We start from the raw sequence: 19,392 nt of genomic DNA, 5'->3' as shown, positions 1-19,392 counted from the left end.
GTCCCGATGCGCCTTCTGCAATGGGAGAAGCGGACAAACCGGGTGCATCAAGCGCCCAAACAGGACCGCAGCCCGCAGGCGGATGAACGGCGAGCGAGATCGACAATCCCTCAGGAAGCGGCCACCGGCGTCCAGATCACGTCGTCGATCCTGAGCGCGCCGGTGGCGAGCATCACCAGCCGGTCGAAGCCGAGCGCGGCGCCGCTCGCCTGCGGCATGATGGCGAGCGCGGCGAGGAAGTCCTCGTCGATCGGGTAGCGTTCACCATAGACGCGCTGCTTCTCATCCATTTCGGCGGCAAAGCGCAGGCGCTGCTCGGCCGGATCGGTCAATTCGCCAAAGGCGTTGGCGAGTTCGACGCCGCAGCAATAGAGCTCGAAGCGCTCGGCGGTGCGCGGATCGTCGGCGCTCGGCCGGGCCAATGCCGCCTCCGAGATCGGATATCCGAAAAGAATGGTGTTGCGCCCCTGCCCCAGCGCCGGCTCGATTTTTTCGACCATCACCCGGCTGAACAGGTCGGCCCAATTGTCGTCGGGCGCGGTCCGCAATCCGGCCTGGACCAGGGCGGCATGCAACTCCGCGCGGTCGGTGCTGCCATCGGCTGCGACCGTCGCCAGCAGATCGATGCCGGCATGGCGCATGAAAGCTTCGGCGACGCTCAACCGTTCCGGCTCGGCGAACGGATCGGCTTCACGGCCGCGGAAGCTAAAACGCTTCGCTCCGGCCCGTTCGGCCGCCAGCGCTACGAGCTCGGCGCAATCGCGCATCAGGCTCTCATAGGTCTCGCCGACGCGGTACCATTCGAGCATGGTGAACTCAGGATGGTGCAAGGGGCCGCGCTCGCGGTTGCGCCAGACAGCCCCGAGGCTGAAGATGCGCTCCTCGCCGGCGGCAAGCAGCTTCTTGCAGGCGAATTCCGGCGACGTGTGGAGGTAGAGCGGCTGGCGCTGCCCGTCCGGCCCGATCGCCTCGGTGGCAAAGGCCGACAGGTGCGCTTCATTGCCGGGCGAGACCTGCAAGGCCGATGTCTCCACCTCGACGAAGTCGCGGCGGGCGAACCAGTCGCGCATCCCGGCGGCAATGGCATTGCGCAGGATCAGCCGCGACCGGCGGTCGGCGTGGACATGCGGCGTCCACCACGGCGAGGCGGCGGTCATCGGCTTCAGGGGAATTGCACAGAGGGCTGGCGATTGCGGCCAAGATGCGCTAGGCCGCACGCAACGGCCTCTCCAGCCGATTTGCGCCAACAAATTTTATCAGGATGGAAACCCGTGAAGGTCATCGCCAGCTCCTTACGCAAAGGCAACGTCGTCGAAAAGGACGGCAAGCTTTATGTGATCCTCTTTGCCGAAAACATTCATCCTGGCAAGGGTACGCCGGTCACCCAGCTCGACATGCGGCGTATCTCCGACGGGGTAAAGGTTTCCGAGCGTTACCGCACCACCGAGCAGGTCGAGCGCGCCTATGTCGAGGAGCGCGAGCACACGTTCCTCTACCGTGACGGCGAAGGCTTTCACTTCATGAACCCGGAGACTTACGACCAGGTCGCGGTGCCGGAAAGCGTGGTCGGCGACATGGCGCCTTATCTGGTGGAAGGCATGCCGGTGCAGATCTCGCAATACAACAGCATCGCCATCTCGCTGGTACTGCCGCAGCGCGCCACTTTCGAGGTGGTCGAGACCGAGCCGGTGACCAAGGGCCAGACGGCGTCCTCGTCCTACAAGCCGGCAACGCTGTCTAACGGCGTGCGTACCCTGGTGCCGCCACACATCAGCGCCGGCACCCGCGTGGTGGTGATGACGGCCGATGGCGCCTATGTCGAGCGCGCGAAGGATTGAGGCGCGAAGCCTGACACGCCTCGCCGAAAGCGTCGCGGCGGCCGGTCATCGTCTACCGCTTTGTGCCAGGGGCTTTCGAGCATTGGGACGCTGCACGCAGACTGAAGCGTCAACGCCCCTGCCGGTTCTTTCCTATTGTACGACGTCAGCGGGCAATCTCTGAGCCTCGAGCAACGCCGACCGTCCCTTTCGCCAAGTGCCAGGTGGAATGCCGACGAACTTTTTGAAGGCGCGATTGAAGGCGGCTTCCGACTCGTAGCCGACCTCGGCACCCGCTTGCGCGATGCTCATTTCGGGCCGTTCGAGCAGACGTCCCGCCAGTTGCAGACGCCAGCGAGCAAGATAGTGCATCGGCGAGACCTCGACATAGTGGGTAAAGCGGCTCGCAAACGCCGTGCGCGAGAGCCCCACTTCGCGGGCGAGCCGGTCCAATGTCCATTCCTCCCTTGGGCGAGCGTGGATGAGCCGAAGCGCCTCGCCGACATGTGGATCCCGTAGGCCTGACAGCCAGCCGCGCGAATCGTCGGGGAGGGTCTCGAGATGGCGGCGGATGATCTCGACAAACATCAGCTCGCTCAGCTTGGCGAGTATCGTTTCACAGCCCGCCCGCCCACTGCCACCTTCGGCCAGCGCCAGCCGAAAAAGGTCGATAACCCAACTGCTTCCATCGGCGGGCTTGCGGGCACACAGGATGGCCGGCAATGCGGCCAGGAGAGGATTGAAGGGACGTGCATCGCAGCCAAGATACCCGCAAATGAACCGGGTCCGCTCGTCTCCGCCGCCACCATGGATCACCGCGAACGGCAGGCTCTCGTCTATCGGCCGATAATACATCGCCATATTGGGTTCGCCCCGCGCCCCCGGCGAGGAGCTCAACACGTTCGGAACACCACCGGGGAAGACAACGACATCACCGGCGTTGACGAGCACCGGCGGCACCGAATCGTCTCCCAGCGCGGCCCAGCACGAGCCCGACATCACGGCATGAAAGGAAATGATGTGCTCTGCCTCCGGCATGACGGCGGCGGCAATGTCGGCCGTGCCCGGCGACTCGCCAACCCAGGGAGAGCTGGCGTCGACGTCGAAATAGATCGCACCGGTGAGGCGAACGGCTCGGAGCACATCGGAAAGGACATCCATGCACTACACCTCCGGAAACGATCGGCTACTCCCTTTGACAACGAGTTTTTCCGCCAGGCATCTCGAACTATCCGGCAATATGGCCGCCCGGGCAACTATCCATCCGGTCTAATCCTACTCTGAACGATCGGGCAACAGAAATGGACGATGTGACATTTGCGGGAACAGCGGACGGGATTAGCGTTTCATCGACCGGCCGACAGGTCCAATAACAGGGAGGAATGTCATGAACGATGAAGAAATCACCAAATTCGCAGCAAGCCTGCGAGGCGAAGTCATCCGCGCCGGCGACGCCCGCTATGACGAGGCCCGCAAGCTCTACAACGGCATGATCGACAAGCGGCCGCTGATCATCGCCCGCTGTGTCGACGTCGCCGACGTAATCACAGCGGTGAATTTCGGCCGCGACAACAATTTGCTGGTTGCGGTACGTGGCGGCGGCCATAACGGACCAGGATTGGGGAGCTGCGACGACGGTCTGGTGATCGACCTGTCGGCGATGAACGGCGTGCGCGTCGATCCGGATGCCCGCACGGCGCGGGTAGGCCCGGGCTGTACTCAGGGCGACCTCGATCATGCCACCCATGCCTTTGGCCTGGCCGTACCGGCGGGCATCATCTCAACCACCGGGGTCGCCGGACTGACGCTGAGCGGCGGCCATGGCTATCTGACGCGCAAATATGGCCTGACCATCGATAATCTGATCGAGGCCGATGTCGTGCTTGCCGATGGAAGCTTCGTCACCGCCAGCAAGGAGCGGAACCCCAACCTGTTCTGGGCGCTTCGCGGCGGCGGCGGCAATTTCGGCATCGTCACCAGCTTTGTGTTCAAGCTCCACCAGGTCAGCATGGTCTTTGCGGGGCCGATCGCATGGGATCAGCGCCACGCCCGCACCATCATGCAGCATTATCGCGAGTTCCTGCCAAACGCGCCCGAAGAACTCGGGATCTTTCTCGGGCTCAAGACCGTCCTCTCGAGCGCACCCTTCCCGGAAGAGTTTTGGGGAAAGCGGATGTGTCTGCTGATGTGCTGCTACAACGGCCCGGAGGAAAAGGGCAGAGAGGCGCTGGCCCCGCTGCTCGATGCGCTGCCCGCGCCCTGGTTCAACTGGATGGGAACGATGCCCTATCCCGCGGTGCAGAGCATGTTCGATGGGCTCTACCCGAAGGGAATGCAGTGGTACTGGCGGGGCGATTTCGTCAAGACGCTGTCCGACGAGGCGATCGACGCCCATCTCAAGCAGGCGGCGAAGACGCCGAGCGAGCTATCGCTCATGCACCTCTACCCGATCGATGGTGCGGTCCATCGCGTCGGCAAAGACGAGACACCCTGGAATTACCGTGATGCGACCTGGTCGATGGTCATCGCCGGGATCGATCCGGACCCACAGAAAGCGGGGCCGGTGACGCGCTGGACCAAGGCCTACTGGGAGGCCGTGCATCCGTTCGATCTGGGTGGCGCCTACCTGAACTTCATGATGGATGACGAGGGCGATGCAAGGCTCAAGGCGGCTTATGGCGACAACTATGAGCGCCTGGCTACGCTGAAGAAGAAATACGACCCAAACAACCTCTTCCGGGTGAACCAAAACATTCGACCGGCTGCTTGACGGCGGCCCTCGTCAGGCCGGCAAGCGTACCGGCCGGCCCAGCTAAGGCTCGGCCGGTACGATAGCTTGCCGGTCAGGACGCTCGCTGGCCGGCAAGCGGGATACTCGGCCGCGCTCGCCGACCGTGTTCCATGAGCGATGTCCGGCATGCGTCAAAAGCGGTCTGCCCGCACCCTTAGGGTGACCCGCAGCCCGCTTCAACCGGCAAGTCCGGGAGTAGGCCTCGCGGTCAACGCGTTATGCCTCAACGACTGTTTCTCGCCAGGCCGATCGCGCCAGCAGCCACCGATAGTTTACGCCTCGATGTGGACGTCCGACCTCACGACGACACCCTCCAGTGCTCATCGAGAACCGGTATTCCCTCCAGAATTAGATAAATTAGCAGTTTCTTAAGTGCCTTTGGAACTTTGTAGCTTGCGTTCCATTTTCAACCGCATGCGAGAGTCTGTGGTCCACGACCCTGGAATGACGGTGAACAGGTCACCGCCTCGCTACTCGCTGGTCCTGCCCATATACAATGAAGAACAGGTGCTGCCTCGGCTGATCGAGCGGATCAGTTGCCTGATCGGCCGGTTGGACGGAGAAACGGAGGCCATCTTCGTCGATGACGGAAGCCTCGATGGAAGTGTCGAATACCTGAGAAAGGTGGTTGCCGCCGAGCCGCGCTTTCGGCTGATCGAATTTTCCCGCAATTTCGGCCACCAGATGGCCATTACCGCCGGTATGGATGCCGCTGCGGGCGATGCCGTCATCGTCATGGATGCCGACTTGCAGGACCCGCCGGAGGTCGTTCTCGATCTGGTGGCAAAGTGGAAGGAAGGCTTCGAGATCGTCTATGCCCGCCGAGTCAAGCGCGACGGCGAATCCTGGTTCAAGCGCTTTACGGCAAGTCTTTTCTATCGCCTGCTGGAGAAAATGACGTCGGTCGATATTCCGCGCGACGTCGGCGACTTTCGCCTGGTCGGCCGCAAGGCGCTGGAAACCTTCAAGCATATGCCCGAACATGACCGCTTCGTCAGGGGCATGTTCGGCTGGATGGGCTTCAAGCAGACGGCAGTGCCATTTGAGCGCCACGCGCGAACCCTGGGCCAGACCAAATACCCATTCTGGAAGATGATGCACCTTGCGGTTCACGGCATCGTCAGTTTCTCCGAGAAGCCGTTGCGCCTGGCGCTCTGGGGCGGATTGGCCATTTCCGCGCTTGCGGTGGTCTTTGGTGCCTACGCCATGTTTGCCTGGTTTTTTGAAGCCGGCATCATTGCCGGGTGGACATCCACGGTGGTGATCGTGTCGCTCCTGTGCGGCATTAATCTCTTCATGACCGGCGTGGTCGGGCTCTACGTTGGCAGCATCCACGCCGAGGTGAAACGCCGCCCGCTGTACGTGATCGATCGGCTCACCGGTTTCGACGAGGCGATGCGTGCCGTCTCTGGTGAGCGCGGCCGATCGTTTCACAAGCCCAGGAGTGGAGTCCCCGCCAATGGGCGAACTCTTCGACAACTATAATTCCAACTACGGCGAGGCGGTCGAAGGGTCCATCCGGTTTTCCGGACTCAGGCACGACTTCTTCCTTGTCGCCAAGGCGGACCTGCTGCGGCGACTGGTGGTCGAGCGAAAGCTTCGGCAGGGTGGGTCGGCTGTAAGGGCGCTGGATGTCGGCTGCGGCGTCGGTTCGCTCCACCGCTATCTCGACGGCGCTTTCGACAGCCTCGATGGCTGCGACGTCTCGCAAGACTCGATTTTGCGCGCCAGCCAACACAATCCGCGTGTGGCCTACAGGACCTGCAGCACGCAGGGGCTGCCTTATGAGGACGGCACGTTCGACCTGGCTTTCGCCAGTTGTGTCGTCCATCACGTTCCGCCCTCCTCCTGGCTCGATTTCTTGCTGGAAATGCGGCGCGTCGTGCGGCCAGGCGGCATCGCCTGCATCATCGAGCACAATCCCTATAATCCGATGACGCGTCTTGCGGTGTTCCGGTGTCCGTTCGATCACGACGCAGTCCTGCTCAACGCCGCCAAAGCAAGGTCCCTTTTTCAGGAAACAGGCTTCAGGGACATCCGCTCCGAGCATTTTCTGCTGCTGCCCTCGGCAAGGCCCTTGGCCAAAAAGGTCGAGCGCCTGCTTTCTGCCCTGCCGCTTGGAGCCCAGTACGTGTGCAGCGCTTATGTCTGAGCGCCGTTCGACCGGCGACGCCGGGCTGAGGCTGCTGGCGCGCTTCGGGTCGGTCGGCATCGCTGCAACGATCCTATATGCAGTGATGGCCACCGCTTTGGTCGAATGGCAACGGTTCGGCCTCTCGCCGGTCGGTGCCTCGCTCGCAGCTTATACCGCTGCCGCCCTGTTTTCTTATCTCGCGCATAAGTTCGTGACCTTCGCGTCGAGCGGATCGCATCGATCGGAGGCTCCGCGTTTTCTCTTGCTGACGGCAACCGGCTTCGCGGTGGCTTACGCGGCGCCGGCGCTTTTGACGGCGAAACTCAGTCTGCCGCCGATCATTGCCATCCTGGTTACATGCTTGCTTGTTCCAGCGGTCAATCTCCTCATGCTCGACCGCTGGGTTTTTGCGCAGCGAAGACGCGGCCAGCAGCGCGATCGCCCGCCCTAATCCGCGTCAATGGGATCGAGCCGGAGCGACAACAATTTGATGGAGCGCTTATAGATGTTGCTGGCGGCAGGAGTTTGCGGAATGCCGTCGAGGTAGTCGAAGGCGATGTCGAGTGTCTTGGCCTCGGCGAGAGCCGCCGGTGGGATGACGAACGAGACGGTGCGTGGCTCTTTGCCGGACAGCGTCACCGCATGCACCCGAACGCCGTTCACTGAGATCACAACCCTTTGCGTGATCTGTGGCGGACGAATGACGGCGGCCATTTGCAGCGTGGCAGTCAGGCCGTCGCGAAGCGGCGGTATGTCCAGGCGAAGCCGCGAGGTCTCGCCCAGCGAATGGGTGCCGTCGGCTACCGGCCCCGACCAGCCACAGACCATCATGCCGGTTGCCTTTTTGGCTCCGTCGGACCGGAACGACACCGTCTGGCCAAGTGTGTAGCTGCCGACCGCATCGCGATTGAGGCAGGTCGTCGTCCGGTCGATGTAATAGGCGCGATAGTCGGCATTGACGTCTGGATTGAGAGCAAGCGCAAGGATGATGATTTCCGCCCCGGCCAGAACCGCCGCCAGCGTGTAGCCGCCAAGCGAGGCCGCGCGCCGATGCGGGCCCGGAGTGCTAGACCAGGGCAAGATAGCCCCCGATCCACGCGACGGTCATGAAATAGCAGGCGCCCAGGAAGAGACCCAGAGCGGCAAGAAAAGTCAGCTTCGACGCCGACAACAACGTGGTCAGCAACATTGTCAGAGGCGCAAGCCCAACGACGTATCTGACCATCGAGGCCAGGTTCGTGATCAGCGGCGAGATGATGCAGCAGGCGCAGAACAGCGCGGCGCCATATTGCCTGCGAACCGCCAGAACCGCCGATAATGCCAGTCCTATGAGTGCGGCGAGCGCGCTCCATTGCGGCGCCGTAGGCAGCCATCCAGTCGTCGGAACGGCCGAGAGTCCATCCCATATGAAGGCGAGCGGATTGCCCGCCACCCGTCCAAACGCGCGCTGGACGTGCAGGAAGGCAAAGCCGTCCCCGACCGTCAGATAGAGGAACAGGATGTAGGCGAACAAGCCGGCAGGCGAGATGAGAATTGCAACGAGCAGATCCGGTCGGCCAAGCACCCAACGTGGGAACGAAAGCGCCGATCCGCCCTTTGCGCGGTAATCCCTGAACATCTGAATGACGGTCGCAAATACAACAAGCACTCCGACGAGCCTGGTTGCCGACAGCAGAGCCGATGACAGCCCCGCGGTCAGATAGCTGGAGCGTTTGAGTGCCAGAAAAACGCACGACGTCAGGAGCACGAAAAGAGGTTCGGTCAGGAAGGTCGTGAAGTGAAAGGAGAACGGGCCGCTGAGCAGAAAGGCGCAATACAGCACATAAGCGCGCATGTTCTTCTCGAGCAACGGCCACGCCACCAGACAGGCCGCGTAGCTGCATGCAAGCGATGCGATCGATGCGAGCAGTATCGTCGAAAAAGGGAAAACAGACCGGATGGCCGCCACCAGCATCGGATAGAGCGGGAAGAAGCCCCACCGTCCGACATTGCTCTGGCCTGGAATGGGAAAGCGCTCATAGCCATGTTCGGAAATGCCGACATACCACGCGCAATCCCAGCGGCAGAGCGCCTGGGCATAGGCCGCGAAGCCGGGTTCTGCCGAAACCGAAGCAAATGCGGCATAGCGGATGGCCAGTCCACTGACGGCGAATAGCAACGGCACCGCCACGACGGCGACCGCAATATAGCGACCGCCGGGACGCGCGACAGCTTCGAGCGCCAAAATCTGCCTCCACCCGTTCAAGTGGCTGGCGCCACTCAAAGCTAGATGACGCGCGCCCGGGCGAATTCAAGGCATGCATTTGGCGGCTCAAATTGGTGATACCGGCGATCCGGCGTCCCTGAGCCAGACCAGCATCTCGCCGCATCACGTTGAAATGGGTTCAGTCGACGCGTTTAATCCGTCGCGTAGGTATTTGTGCAGTCAAGCTGTTGGACACAATAGTTCGAATCCCGATACCGCGCTGGTGTACTCGGCCCTTGAGAATCCTTCAGCCTTCGGCAACATGGCGGCAAGGCTGAGAGCATGAGGATGAGCAAGGTCATTTCCGCCGCATCACGGCGTTCGCCGCGCAAGACACCGATGGCGCTGACCGAGGCGCTGGTCGCCCGCACCTTGCGTGCGGTCGAGGATGCCGGGCCGACGCCGGGCATGGTCTACATGACCGATGCCGATTACGCGCGCATTCGCGACGAGGTGCTGGCCGGCGCGCCGGGCGGGCCGGTGAAGCTGTTCGCCTATGGCTCGCTGCTGTGGAAGCCGGCCGGCGAGGTCAGGGGTGGCGAACGGGCCGTGGCGACGGGCTGGCACCGTTCGTTCTGTTTTACGGTGCAGCGCTTCAGGGGCACGATCGAGCAGCCCGGCCTGATGATGGCGCTCGACCGCGGCGGCCAATGCCAGGGCATGGTGTTCGAGATCGCCGAGCCGGTGGCGGCCAATCTCGAAACGCTGCTGCGCCGCGAGATGACCATCCTGCCGGCCGTCAACGTGCCGCGCTGGCTGCAGGTCAGGACAGGCGACGGCATGTGCCAAGCGCTTGGTTTCGTTGTCGATCCCGCCAATCCACGCTACGCGGGCAAGCTCGAAAAGCGAGCGATAGCGGCGACCCTGGCCACGGCCGTCGGCCATTGGGGTTCGGGCGCCGAATATCTGTTCGAGACCATTCGCCATCTCGACACCTGCGGCATCCGCGACCGCAATCTCTGGCAGTTGCAGGAACTTGTGGCCGAGGAGATCGGTCGGGCGCTGCGATCGGGCTTCATTCGTCCCTGAGCCAGACCAGCATCTCGTCGGGCTCCCAGGCGAAATCGATGTTGTGCAGGTCGACGAGATGTCCCGCGCGCTCGCCGATGGCAGTATCGAGCATCGCGTGTCCTTCCTTCGGTTCTATGCCAGTGTGTTCGCCCATGCGCCGACAAAGGGCGGCAGCATGATGCACGTCTGCTGCTCGACAGCCTCGTTGCGCAGCCGCTCGGCGAGGGTATCGACTTCCACCTCGGCGGCGGTTGCGGTACCGACTGCCTCGGCCATCGGCAACAGGCTGCGCAACGTGCCGGCAATGTAGTCGTAGATCGGCGAGTCGGGTCCGCTGCCGGCGAGGCCGGCGGAGTTCATCCGCGGCGCCGGCAGCCCTGCGCCGGCGAACACCATGGGCAGCCTGCCACCCATGTCGACTTCGAAACCCGCGCGCTCGATCGTGTCGATGATCCAGCCGCGGCATTTGCCGAACAGCGGCGCCTCTGGAAAACTGCGGGTGAGCGGCATCGCCATTTCCTGGACGGCGACGATGCCGCCAGGCCGCAGGAAACCGGCAAGCCTGCGCAGGGTTGCGGCCGGGTCGGGCAGATACATCAGGACAAGCCTGCCGATCACCGCATCGAAGCTCCCCTCGGGCGAGAATGTATCAAGCTCGGCCGTCGTGAAACGTGTCCAGTAACACTGGCCGGATTCAGTGGCGCGCCGCTCGGCAATGTCCACAGCCTCTGCCGAGCGATCGACACCAAGCACGCTTCCCGCCGGTCCGACCAGCCTTCCGGCCAGCAAGGAGACATCGCCTACGCCGCAGCCAATGTCGAGCACGCGCATGCCGGGTCCTATGCCCGCACTGCGCAGGACATGCTCGGTAAGGTCGTGAATGAGCGCTCCCTGCAGCTCCAGGCGCTTGAATTCGCTTTGCGTGTAACCCAACGCATAGGGACGCGGATCCATGGGGCTCTGATCACGGTCGGTCTTCGGCGCATGTTCGGCAAGCAGATTGTACATGTTTGACTCCATGATCGATTTATCCGGGATTTGTGACCGCTGGGCAGCCTGATGACCGCCCAGGGCCCGACCGTCACGATCGGAGATCGGTGCTACAACGTGATTTCCGGAATCGGGAATTGCGTTACGACTGAAACAGGCGCCCGTGCCTGGCATACCACGCAAGCGGAGAACCACCCTGCGCCCGGCATTCGGACGCCACTATGATTTCGGCGCCCGCGGAACGAACACGATATGCGGCGTCTTCGGCGGACGACCGGGCGGCACATAGTCCGGAACCGGCGTATCGTCTGCCGGGAGCGAAAGCACATATCGGTGGATGGCGCGCAGGTCGGGCTCGCTCATGGCACGCAGGTTGAACCATGGCATGGGCGGGCGCGTCTCGATCGTGCGCGCGAACTGTACCCAGTCGTCCTCGTCCATGGTCCGCAAAAATTGGCGAAGATTGGTCGGGTAAGTCGTACCCCAGGGCCCGTTGAAGCCGAGCGAGTCGCCGATCAGCCATCGATCCTGCGGAACGTTGCCGGCCTTCTCCAGGTACCCTGGCGTGTGGCAGTCGTTGCAGCCGCCGATTTTCACCAGGTATCGACCGTGCTCGATCGAAGCGGTCGCGGACGCCGCGCCGACCTCACCCTGGTTGAGCGTTGCGGCGGTGAATGCTGCGGCCAGGCCAAGGGCGGCAATTGCGATGAGAGCTCTTCGTGTCATCAGCTTCTCCGCTGCTATTTGATGCCGACGATCATCGAGTGAGGCCCGGCGAGATGCTCGCAGCGGACCTCCGCAAAGCCCGCCTCCCGCATCCAGCCCATGCCGTCGGCGCGCGTGTAGTCGAACCCGCCATTGGTGTTGACCAGCATGTTGAGGCTCATCAGCAGACCCGCAGCGTTGTCCCGTCGCTCGTCATCGATGATCTGGTCGTAGACGATGAGCACGCCTTGCTTCGGCAGCGCGGAATGGGCCTTTGCCAGCAGCGCGCGCTTCACCTCCAGGTTCCAGTCGTGCAGGATATGACCCATCACCAGCACGTCGGCAGAAGGCAGCGGCTCGGCAAGGAAGTCGCCGGGATAAAACCGAAGCCGGTCTGCAAGTGCGTGCCGCTCCACATAGGCCTCGAACACCGGCCGCATCGGCGGCAGGTCGAAACCGCCGCCGGTGAGATGCGGATGGGCGCGGCCGACCTCGACCGGAAGCCTGCCTTCGGCTGTGCCGATATCGATGAAGGTACAATAGTCCGCCCAGGGAAAATGCCGGGCGAGCGCCTCCGCCACCTGGAGGCTGCCGCCGGTCATCGCCTGCGCAAACATCTTTACCTTGTCCGGGTCCGAAAACAGCATGTCGAACAGATCTTCGCCGTCCTGGGTGCCGTTTTGCGGTTTGCCCGTCCTGAGCGCGTCGGTGAGCGAGCCCCAGTTCGCGTAAAGCAGCTGACCGGCCCTGGCGAGCATCCCGCCAACATAGGTCGACTTGTTGCGGTCAAGGTAGCGGTCAGTCACGGGCGTGTTGCAGTAGACGTTGCCCTCGCGCTCAAGCATGCGCAGCGCAACCAGCGCGTCGAAGAAATCCTGCGCTCCCCGCTGATGCAGTCCGAGCCGGTTTCTCAGCGTTTCCCCTTCGAGGGGTCCGGCCGCCAACTCCGTGAAAAGGTCGAGTTCGACGGCGCTCAGCAACGTCTTCGATGCCCAGAAGCCGAGGCCGAGTTGCATAAGGCTTTCGGGCGACAGTTCTGCGACGTCCTTCGCCTGTTTCGTTACCTCGGTGATGTTTGCGTCCATAAGATTTCTCCTTCCTCAAGAGACCATGACCTTTCCAAAAAACCGGTTCCCGGTTTTTCGGGATCATGGTCTGGGCGCGGGAGGATCATCGACTGGCCCGGCTACGGGTCGATTTCAGCCAGGTGGGATTTTGGTTACGGTTGTAACGAAGAAATCCGGCCGGCCGTGATCAGCCTGAATGCAGATGGCGGGCAAGGCATTGTGCGACGGCGGCCGACAGCAGCGGCTTCTTGATGACTTCGCTTATGCCGACCGCCGTCAGTTGGCGCGACCGCAGCTGACGGCAGTAACCGGTCATCAGCACGACCGGAAGGTCGGGCCGGATCTTGTGCAACCGGCCGGAGAATTCGATCCCTGTCATGTCGGGCATGACCTCGTCCGTCAGCACCAGGTCGAAGCGTTCCGGATCGGTGCGGAATGCGCTGAGAGCCGCGGGGCTGCGGTCGAACCCGACCGGCTCGTAGCCGAGCGCGGCGAGCATTTCCTCCGCAAGTTGCATCAGCGGCGTGTCGTCGTCGACGACGAGGATCGTCTCGCCGTTGCCATGCTTGACCGGCACCTCGGCGGCGTCGCTCTCGTCCTCGTTCTGGGTTGCTTCGGCGGCCTCGATCTGCGGAAAATAGATCTCGAAGGTCGTGCCTTCGCCGGGCTTGCTGTTCACGTCGACCGCGCCTCTGTGCGCTATGACGATGCCGTGCACCGTCGACAGGCCGAGCCCGGTGCCTTGCCCTGCCGGCTTGGTCGTGAAGAACGGCTCGAAGATGCGCTCGAGCGTCGCCTGATCCATGCCGCTGCCGGTGTCCCTGACGGCAAGGCGGAGATAGCGGCCGGCAGGCAGGTTGCCGTGCGACAGCATCCGCGCCTCGACGAATTCCGTCGTATCGAGACCGATTTCCAATGCGCCGCGGTTGTTCATCGCCTGCGCCGCGTTGGTGCCGAGGTTCATCACCACCTGCTGAAGCTCGGTCGGATCGCCCATCATCGCCGCATCCGCGGCTGCAAGACGCGTCTGCACCGAAAGCGTGGCGGGGAACGAGGCGCGCAGCAGGTCGACCGCTTCGGCAACCATGGCTTCCGCCCGCAGCGCGTGATGCTGCCGCTCGTGACGACGGCCGAAGGCGAGGATCTGCTCGGTGACGTCCTGCGCCCGCCTGCCGGCCTGCATGATCTGCTGGACGTAGCGCCGCGCGCGCGACTCCTTCAGCAGCACCGCCAGCGCCATCTCGCTGTAGCCGAGGACGGCACCGAGGATGTTGTTGAACTCGTGCGCTATGCCGCCGGCGAGCGTCCCGATCGCTTCCAGCCGTTGCGACTGATTGAGCCGCGCCTGCAGTGCCTCACGCTCGCGTTCGTTGTGCTCGCGCACGATGGCATTGGCGAAAATCTCGGCCGCGGTGCGCAGCAGTGCAATGTCGTCGTCGGCCCAATGCTTTTCGTGCGTGACGGTATCGAGAGCCAGAAAACCCAACCGCTCGCCGGCATGCCACATCGGTATGCACAGCCACGATCGAAACTGGTGCGCCTGCAGGGATGCCTTCTCCCGGCCCTCGGGAAGCTCGCCGACGCGGGGAACGTCGATGCAGCCCTGCCGCTCGTGGTCGGCCAGCGTCCAGCGTGAAGCCAGCTCGATCATGTCCTTCGACAGGCGGGCCGGCCTGCTCCCGCCCGGACGGCGATAGAAGTAGCCGCCGGAAGGACCGGCGATGTGGCTGACGAAAATCTGGGCGCCGTCGAGCCCGGCATGTTCGACCAGGCGCGCGAGGCCCTTGCTGATGCCGGCGCGGATGCGGTCACGCGGCAGATTGATGAACTGCGTGGAGATCGAGGCGATCAGGCCCTCGAATTCCAGCCGCTCGCGCAGGATCCGCGCGTTGCGGCGCAGGCGGGCGAACAGGTAGGCGACATAGCCGACGAGGCCCAACGCGGCGACATAAAGCAGCGTCTGGAACAGTTCGGCCCGCGCCGCGGCCCGCCCATGCGCACCGAGATAGACGTCCTGCAGCGCGCGAGCCCGCTCGCTCGTCGGCGCGGTCTGCAGGCGGGCGACGAGATCGTCGACCGCCGGAAGCCTGGTGACGATAAGCCGGCCGTGGGAGACGAGCGAGAGCACATCTCTTGCAGGCACGGCATCGACGGAGGGCCTTGCCAGCCGGTCGAGTGCGGCGGTTACTGCTTTTGCCGCATCCGGCTGGGGATCGCTGATAAACCGCGACATTGCGACCATCAGGGCTCCTATCTCGACCGCTCGAAGGCCGTCACCCTCGCTCGTGAGACGACCGCTCATATAGTTGAAAAAGTTCAGCGAGTTCTGCAGCAGCGCGTTATCGGACTTGAACCTCTCGACGAGCGCTTCCTCGTCGCGGATCGCGGCGATGACTTCGGCGATCCGCTTGTCGATGTCCGCCCGTGTTTCGCCGCTTGCTGCGTCGCGGGCAGCCGGCAGCGTCTGCGTCGCCTCATCCAGGTTCTCGATCGACCGCACAAGCGGATCGTAGCTGCGCAGCAGTCCCGCGCGTGCCCTTAAAACATCGCGTTGGAGTGCGGCGTTATAGAGGATGACGGTCCTGAGCGCATCGAGCGTGCGTTCGTGACGGGCCGCATCGGGAGCCGTGCCCTGCACCAGGAGGTAGGTCAGGGCGATGAGCAGGCAGGCAACGATCGGCGCCAGGATGCGTAGCGACTTCATTGCTGCAGACGATCGGCTGCGCTGGTCAACGGCCGGCCGCGATACTCGCCCGTCAGTGTCCCGAGGAATTCGACGATGAGATCGGCATCGCGCTGGTCGAGCTCCCGGCCGAGTTGGTTGCGCGCCATGATCTTCACCGCGTCTGCGAGCGATGCGGTGCGGCCATCGTGAAAATACGGCGCTGTCACCGCGACGTTGCGCAGGCTGGGAACACGGAACACATGGCGGTCGCTCTCGGCGCCGGTAACGGCGAAGCGGCCGAGATCCGCCTTGGTCAGGGTCTTCTGGCGAGCGAAGGGATCCTGGAAGATGCCGAATTTCTGAAACAGATTGCCGCCTACGTTGGCGCCCTGGTGGCAGGCGACGCAGCCATAGGCTTTGAACAGTTGATAGCCGTGCTCTTCGTCGGTCGTGATGGCGTCGCGTTCGCCCTTGAGATAGCGGTCGAAACGGGCATCGGGCGTGATCAGCGACCGTTGAAAGACAACAAGCGCATCGAGCACGCTTGTCCGGTCGGGAATGGCGCCGTAGACCCTCGCGAACCGCTGCGAATACTCGGCATTCGAGCGCAGCTTGGTCAGCAATTCCTCCCAGCTCGTATTCATCAGCCTGTCATCGAGCAGGGCTGCCTCGTTCTGCTCCTCGAAAGTGCGGAAATTGCCGCGCCAGTTCAGCCGAAAATCGAGCGCCGCGTTGAAGACGGTCGGCGTGTTGAAATCGAGCGGCTTGCCATCCGCCGCCACGGAACGGGCCAGACCGTCGTCGCCGCTGAAATCGAGCCTGTGACAGGAACTGCAAGCGACGACATCGCCATGCGACAGGCGGGCATCGTTGAACAGGCTCTCGCCAAGCGCGATCTTCGCCCGGTCGGAGGGGCCGCTGGCCGTGATCGGTGCAATCGGCTCGCCCATCGGCGGGCCCGGCTGATTGCTCTGGGCCAACGCAAAAGGTGCCGCCATTGCCAGGCAAAGCGGAACAAAAAGCCCCGCCCGAACCTTACCAATCTGCTGATGTGCCATCGAGCGAGCCTGTGGCAGGGTGTGCGATCACGTAGATCATCGGCGTTCACCAATAAATCGCCGAAAATCGACGTTTAATAAAGCAACGGCTCGGTCATGAGTTCCATGCTTGCGGACGGTGCGAGATGTCAGCCGAACAAAACATTCGCCACGAACAGCAGTCGAAAGGCAGTATCGAGCAGGCAGCGGCGCCGAAGCATATCCTTGTCGTCGACGACGACCCCGAAATTCGTGATATGCTCACCAATTACCTGGAGAGCCAAAACTTCAGGGTTAGCGCGGTCGCCGACAGCCGGGCCATGTCGCGCGTCCTCAATGAAAAGCCCGTAGACCTGACGATCCTCGACATGCGGCTTGCCGATGAGGACGGGTTCGACATCATGCGGCAACTCGGCAGTCCGCCGGAAGCGCCCATCATCATCATCACCGGCCACAGGTGCGACGAGGTGGATCGCGTCGTCGGCCTGGAACTCGGCGCCGACGACTACATCACCAAGCCCTTCGGCCTCAGGGAGCTGCTGGCGCGCATTCGCGCCGTGCTGCGGCGATCGCGGTCGACGCAGCCGCAGCCGCGCAGTAAGAAACCCATACGCTATCGTTTTGCCGGCTGGGAGCTCGACATGCGGATGCGGCGCCTGAGGTCGGCGGCGGGCGAGACGACGCCGCTGACCGCCGGCGAGTTCAACCTGCTGACGGCGTTCCTGAAATCGCCGCAACAGATCCTGAGCCGCGAGCAGCTTCTCGCTGCCAGCCGCGTGCACGACGAAGAGGTGTTCGACCGCAGCATCGACGTGCAGATATTGCGGCTGCGCCGCAAGCTCGAGGTCAATCCGAGCGAGCCGAAGCTCATTGTTACGGAGCGTGGCGCCGGCTACATATTCGCGACTGCGGTCGAGGTACTTTGAGCCGCTGCCGCGCCCAGCCTACCCCGCGCTTCTGAGCCAGACCAGCATCTCGCCGGGGTTGCGGTTGTCCCAGGCGAAATACGGCACGGCGGTGATTTTCGCGTCCTCGACCGCCGGCGGTTCGGTGCGGTAGAGCCCCTCTTCCCATTTTTCGAAAGCCTCCTTTTTGGCAATCGCCGAAAGTGTCACGACGCCGCCCAGAAGGTTCGGCTGCTGATGCGCCTTGATGTCTGCCGTTCGCGGCAAGGCGATGCGGTGCAACTGGCTGGAATTGTCGGTCTCCTCGACGCAATAGATCAGCGGTCCGCGCGCCAGCGCGACGCGGCCGATATCCTGTCGCACCTGCGGGTTGGCGTAGAGGCGGTCGACGGCCATTTCGAGGTCGAGCTCGACGCGGTCGCCCTTGCGCCATTCGCGGCGGATCGCGGCATAGCCGTCGCTGCTGATGGCAGCCAGATCGACATCGGCGCCGTTGACCTTGAGCGCTGCCTTGCGGCACCAGGCCGGCAAGCGCAGGTGCAAAGTGAACTCGGTCGGAGCTTCCGGTTCGACAGAGATCGAGACCGCGCCGTCCCATGGATAGTTACTGCTCTGGGTGAGCTCTATTTGCCGGCCCGCGATATCGAAACGAGCCGTGCCGTTTCCATAGAGATGGACGGCGAGTGCGTCGTCCGACAGGCCGTAGAAATAGCTGCCGATCGAGGCGACCATGCGCCCGACATTGGGCGGGCAGCACGGGCAGCGGTGCCATTTCCAGCGGTGGTGGGCGCCGCGGCTTTCGAGCGGATTTTCGTAGAAGAACAGCGAGCCGTCGAGCGACAGGCCGGAGATCGAGCCGTTGTAGAGCGCCCGCTCCATGATGTCGGCGTAGCGCGCATTGGGACCCATGCCGAGCATGCGGCTTGCCCAGAACACCAGGCCGACCGAAGCACAGGTCTCGGCATAGGCGGTGTCGTTGGGCAGGTCGTAGTCGGCGGTGAAACCCTCATTGTGCGACGACGGCCCGAGGCCGCCGGTGACGTAGAGGTTCTTGGTCATGAGGTCGTCCCACAGCCGGTCGAGCGCCACCCGCAGCGTGTCGTCGCCATATTCGGTGGCGATGTCGGCCATGCCCGAATAGAGATACATCGCCCGCACCGCATGGCCGACGACCTTGTCCTGCTCGCGCACCGGTTTGTGCGACTGGTTGTATTCGTAAGTCTTGAAATGATAGGCCTTGGGGTCGGCGCCGCGGGCGCGCGCCTCCTCGTCGAAATAATGCGGCTCAAGGCCGCGCTGGTCGATGAAGTATCTGGCTAGCTCCATGTATTTGCGCTCGCCCGTCACCCGCGCCAGCTTGACCAGCGCCAGCTCGATCTCCTCATGGCCGCAATAGCCCTTCTTCTTGCCGGGCTCGGGACCGAACGTCTCGGCGATATGATCGACGTAGCGGCACATGATGTCGAGCAGCTTGCGTTTCCCCGTGGCCTGGTAGTAGGCGACGGCGCCTTCGATCAGGTGGCCGGCGCAATAGAGCTCGTGGCAATCGCGCAGATTGGTCCAGCGCAGGCCGGGCTGGATGCGCTGGTACCAGCTCGACAGATAGCCGTCGGGCTGCTGCAGCTTTCCATACATGTCGATGACGGCATCGATCTTCTTCTCGAGCTCGTCGTTGCGGCGGCGATAGAGCGAATAGGCGGCGGTCTCGATGGTCTTGCCCCAATCGGAGTCCCAGAACATCTGCGTCGTCACCGTCGATCCGGTGAACTCGTTGCCGGCGGTGGCCGCCTCGTCCGGTGAAGGTGAGTGGAACGGGATGACGACGCCGGGCGACGGCCGGTCCGGGTCGATCTGCTCGAGCATGCGCGCCTCGACGCAGCGGTCATAGAGGATGCCGGCGGTCTTCGAGGCGACGGCATCGACGCGGTCGCCCCAGAAGCCGCGCACATCGACCTGCGGCACCGGCAGCGGGCGGAAGGCGAGTTTCGGCTTGGCGCCCTGACTGGCGGAATGCGATGCGGTCAT

At 63.3% G+C, this 19,392-nt stretch carries 17 protein-coding genes; 7 read left to right on the top strand and 10 right to left on the bottom strand.

The genetic code is table 11. The annotated features are described in order from the left end of the window. Window positions 1-110: 110 nt before the first annotated feature. On the bottom strand, window positions 111-1,157 hold the full coding sequence (gene epmA, locus NKJ20_RS22310; RefSeq protein ID WP_352746998.1) for an EF-P lysine aminoacylase EpmA: 1,047 nt from the start codon (window positions 1,155-1,157) through the stop codon (window positions 111-113). A gap of 114 nt (window positions 1,158-1,271) precedes the next feature. On the opposite strand from epmA, the gene efp reads away from it, so the two are divergent. Beyond that, entirely contained in the window at window positions 1,272-1,838 is a 567-nt protein-coding gene (efp, locus tag NKJ20_RS22305; protein WP_352457103.1) for an elongation factor P, read from the top strand. 132 nt (window positions 1,839-1,970) lie between these two features. On the opposite strand, the gene NKJ20_RS22300 is transcribed toward efp, so the two are convergent. Beyond that, complete coding sequence (locus NKJ20_RS22300; protein ID WP_352746995.1) at window positions 1,971-2,978, bottom strand: AraC family transcriptional regulator; 1,008 nt, start codon at window positions 2,976-2,978, stop codon at window positions 1,971-1,973. Window positions 2,979-3,204: 226 nt separating this feature from the next. Between NKJ20_RS22300 and NKJ20_RS22295 the strand changes: the two genes are divergently transcribed. From NKJ20_RS22295 to NKJ20_RS22280, 4 genes are all read left to right on the top strand, one after another. Continuing rightward, window positions 3,205-4,587, top strand: a complete 1,383-nt coding sequence (locus NKJ20_RS22295; protein ID WP_352746993.1) for an FAD-binding oxidoreductase — start codon at window positions 3,205-3,207, stop codon at window positions 4,585-4,587. 465 nt (window positions 4,588-5,052) lie between these two features. Next, the gene (locus NKJ20_RS22290; protein ID WP_352452316.1) at window positions 5,053-6,093 is read left to right on the top strand and encodes a glycosyltransferase family 2 protein; all 1,041 of its coding nucleotides are present in this window, start codon (window positions 5,053-5,055) and stop codon (window positions 6,091-6,093) included. Further along, window positions 6,068-6,760 (top strand): class I SAM-dependent methyltransferase, encoded by a 693-nt coding sequence (locus NKJ20_RS22285; RefSeq protein WP_352746992.1) that lies wholly within the window; start codon window positions 6,068-6,070, stop codon window positions 6,758-6,760. The genes NKJ20_RS22290 and NKJ20_RS22285 overlap by 26 nt, the downstream gene beginning before the upstream one ends. Next, window positions 6,753-7,193 (top strand): GtrA family protein, encoded by a 441-nt coding sequence (locus NKJ20_RS22280; protein WP_352707211.1) that lies wholly within the window; start codon window positions 6,753-6,755, stop codon window positions 7,191-7,193. Before NKJ20_RS22285 ends, NKJ20_RS22280 begins: the two co-directional genes overlap by 8 nt. Here the strand turns inward: NKJ20_RS22280 and NKJ20_RS22275 are convergent. Continuing rightward, the gene (locus NKJ20_RS22275) at window positions 7,190-7,822 is read right to left on the bottom strand and encodes a hypothetical protein (protein WP_352746989.1); all 633 of its coding nucleotides are present in this window, start codon (window positions 7,820-7,822) and stop codon (window positions 7,190-7,192) included. The genes NKJ20_RS22280 and NKJ20_RS22275 overlap by 4 nt on opposite strands. Continuing rightward, a complete protein-coding gene (locus NKJ20_RS22270; protein ID WP_352746988.1) occupies window positions 7,809-8,966 on the bottom strand; it encodes a putative hexosyltransferase in 1,158 nt (385 codons plus the stop codon). Before NKJ20_RS22270 ends, NKJ20_RS22275 begins: the two co-directional genes overlap by 14 nt. Window positions 8,967-9,275: 309 nt before the next feature. Here NKJ20_RS22270 and NKJ20_RS22265 point away from each other — a divergent pair, with 309 nt between their 5' ends. Next, window positions 9,276-10,016 (top strand): gamma-glutamylcyclotransferase, encoded by a 741-nt coding sequence (locus tag NKJ20_RS22265; RefSeq protein WP_352746985.1) that lies wholly within the window; start codon window positions 9,276-9,278, stop codon window positions 10,014-10,016. Window positions 10,017-10,130: 114 nt separating this feature from the next. On the opposite strand, the gene NKJ20_RS22260 is transcribed toward NKJ20_RS22265, so the two are convergent. From NKJ20_RS22260 to NKJ20_RS22240, 5 genes are all read right to left on the bottom strand, one after another. After that, complete coding sequence (locus NKJ20_RS22260) at window positions 10,131-11,018, bottom strand: class I SAM-dependent methyltransferase (RefSeq protein ID WP_352746983.1); 888 nt, start codon at window positions 11,016-11,018, stop codon at window positions 10,131-10,133. 189 nt (window positions 11,019-11,207) lie between these two features. Continuing rightward, entirely contained in the window at window positions 11,208-11,714 is a 507-nt protein-coding gene (locus NKJ20_RS22255) for a hypothetical protein (protein WP_352474406.1), read from the bottom strand. Window positions 11,715-11,728: 14 nt separating this feature from the next. Next, a complete protein-coding gene (locus tag NKJ20_RS22250; protein WP_352746980.1) occupies window positions 11,729-12,778 on the bottom strand; it encodes a methyltransferase in 1,050 nt (349 codons plus the stop codon). 169 nt (window positions 12,779-12,947) lie between these two features. Continuing rightward, a complete protein-coding gene (locus NKJ20_RS22245) occupies window positions 12,948-15,464 on the bottom strand; it encodes a two-component system VirA-like sensor kinase (RefSeq protein WP_352746978.1) in 2,517 nt (838 codons plus the stop codon). Continuing rightward, window positions 15,461-16,375, bottom strand: a complete 915-nt coding sequence (locus NKJ20_RS22240) for a cytochrome-c peroxidase (protein ID WP_352474410.1) — start codon at window positions 16,373-16,375, stop codon at window positions 15,461-15,463. Before NKJ20_RS22240 ends, NKJ20_RS22245 begins: the two co-directional genes overlap by 4 nt. A 233-nt stretch (window positions 16,376-16,608) precedes the next feature. Here NKJ20_RS22240 and NKJ20_RS22235 point away from each other — a divergent pair, with 233 nt between their 5' ends. Next, window positions 16,609-17,388 (top strand): response regulator, encoded by a 780-nt coding sequence (locus NKJ20_RS22235; protein WP_352746976.1) that lies wholly within the window; start codon window positions 16,609-16,611, stop codon window positions 17,386-17,388. Between the two features lie 18 nt (window positions 17,389-17,406). Here NKJ20_RS22235 and NKJ20_RS22230 read toward each other — a convergent pair whose 3' ends face one another. Next, complete coding sequence (locus tag NKJ20_RS22230) at window positions 17,407-19,392, bottom strand: glycoside hydrolase family 127 protein (protein ID WP_352746974.1); 1,986 nt, start codon at window positions 19,390-19,392, stop codon at window positions 17,407-17,409.

Source organism: Mesorhizobium sp. M0185 (genome assembly GCF_040322175.1).
In the GTDB taxonomy this organism is placed as follows: Bacteria; Pseudomonadota; Alphaproteobacteria; order Rhizobiales; family Rhizobiaceae; genus Mesorhizobium.
This window is presented reverse-complemented; position numbering and strand designations above follow the sequence as displayed.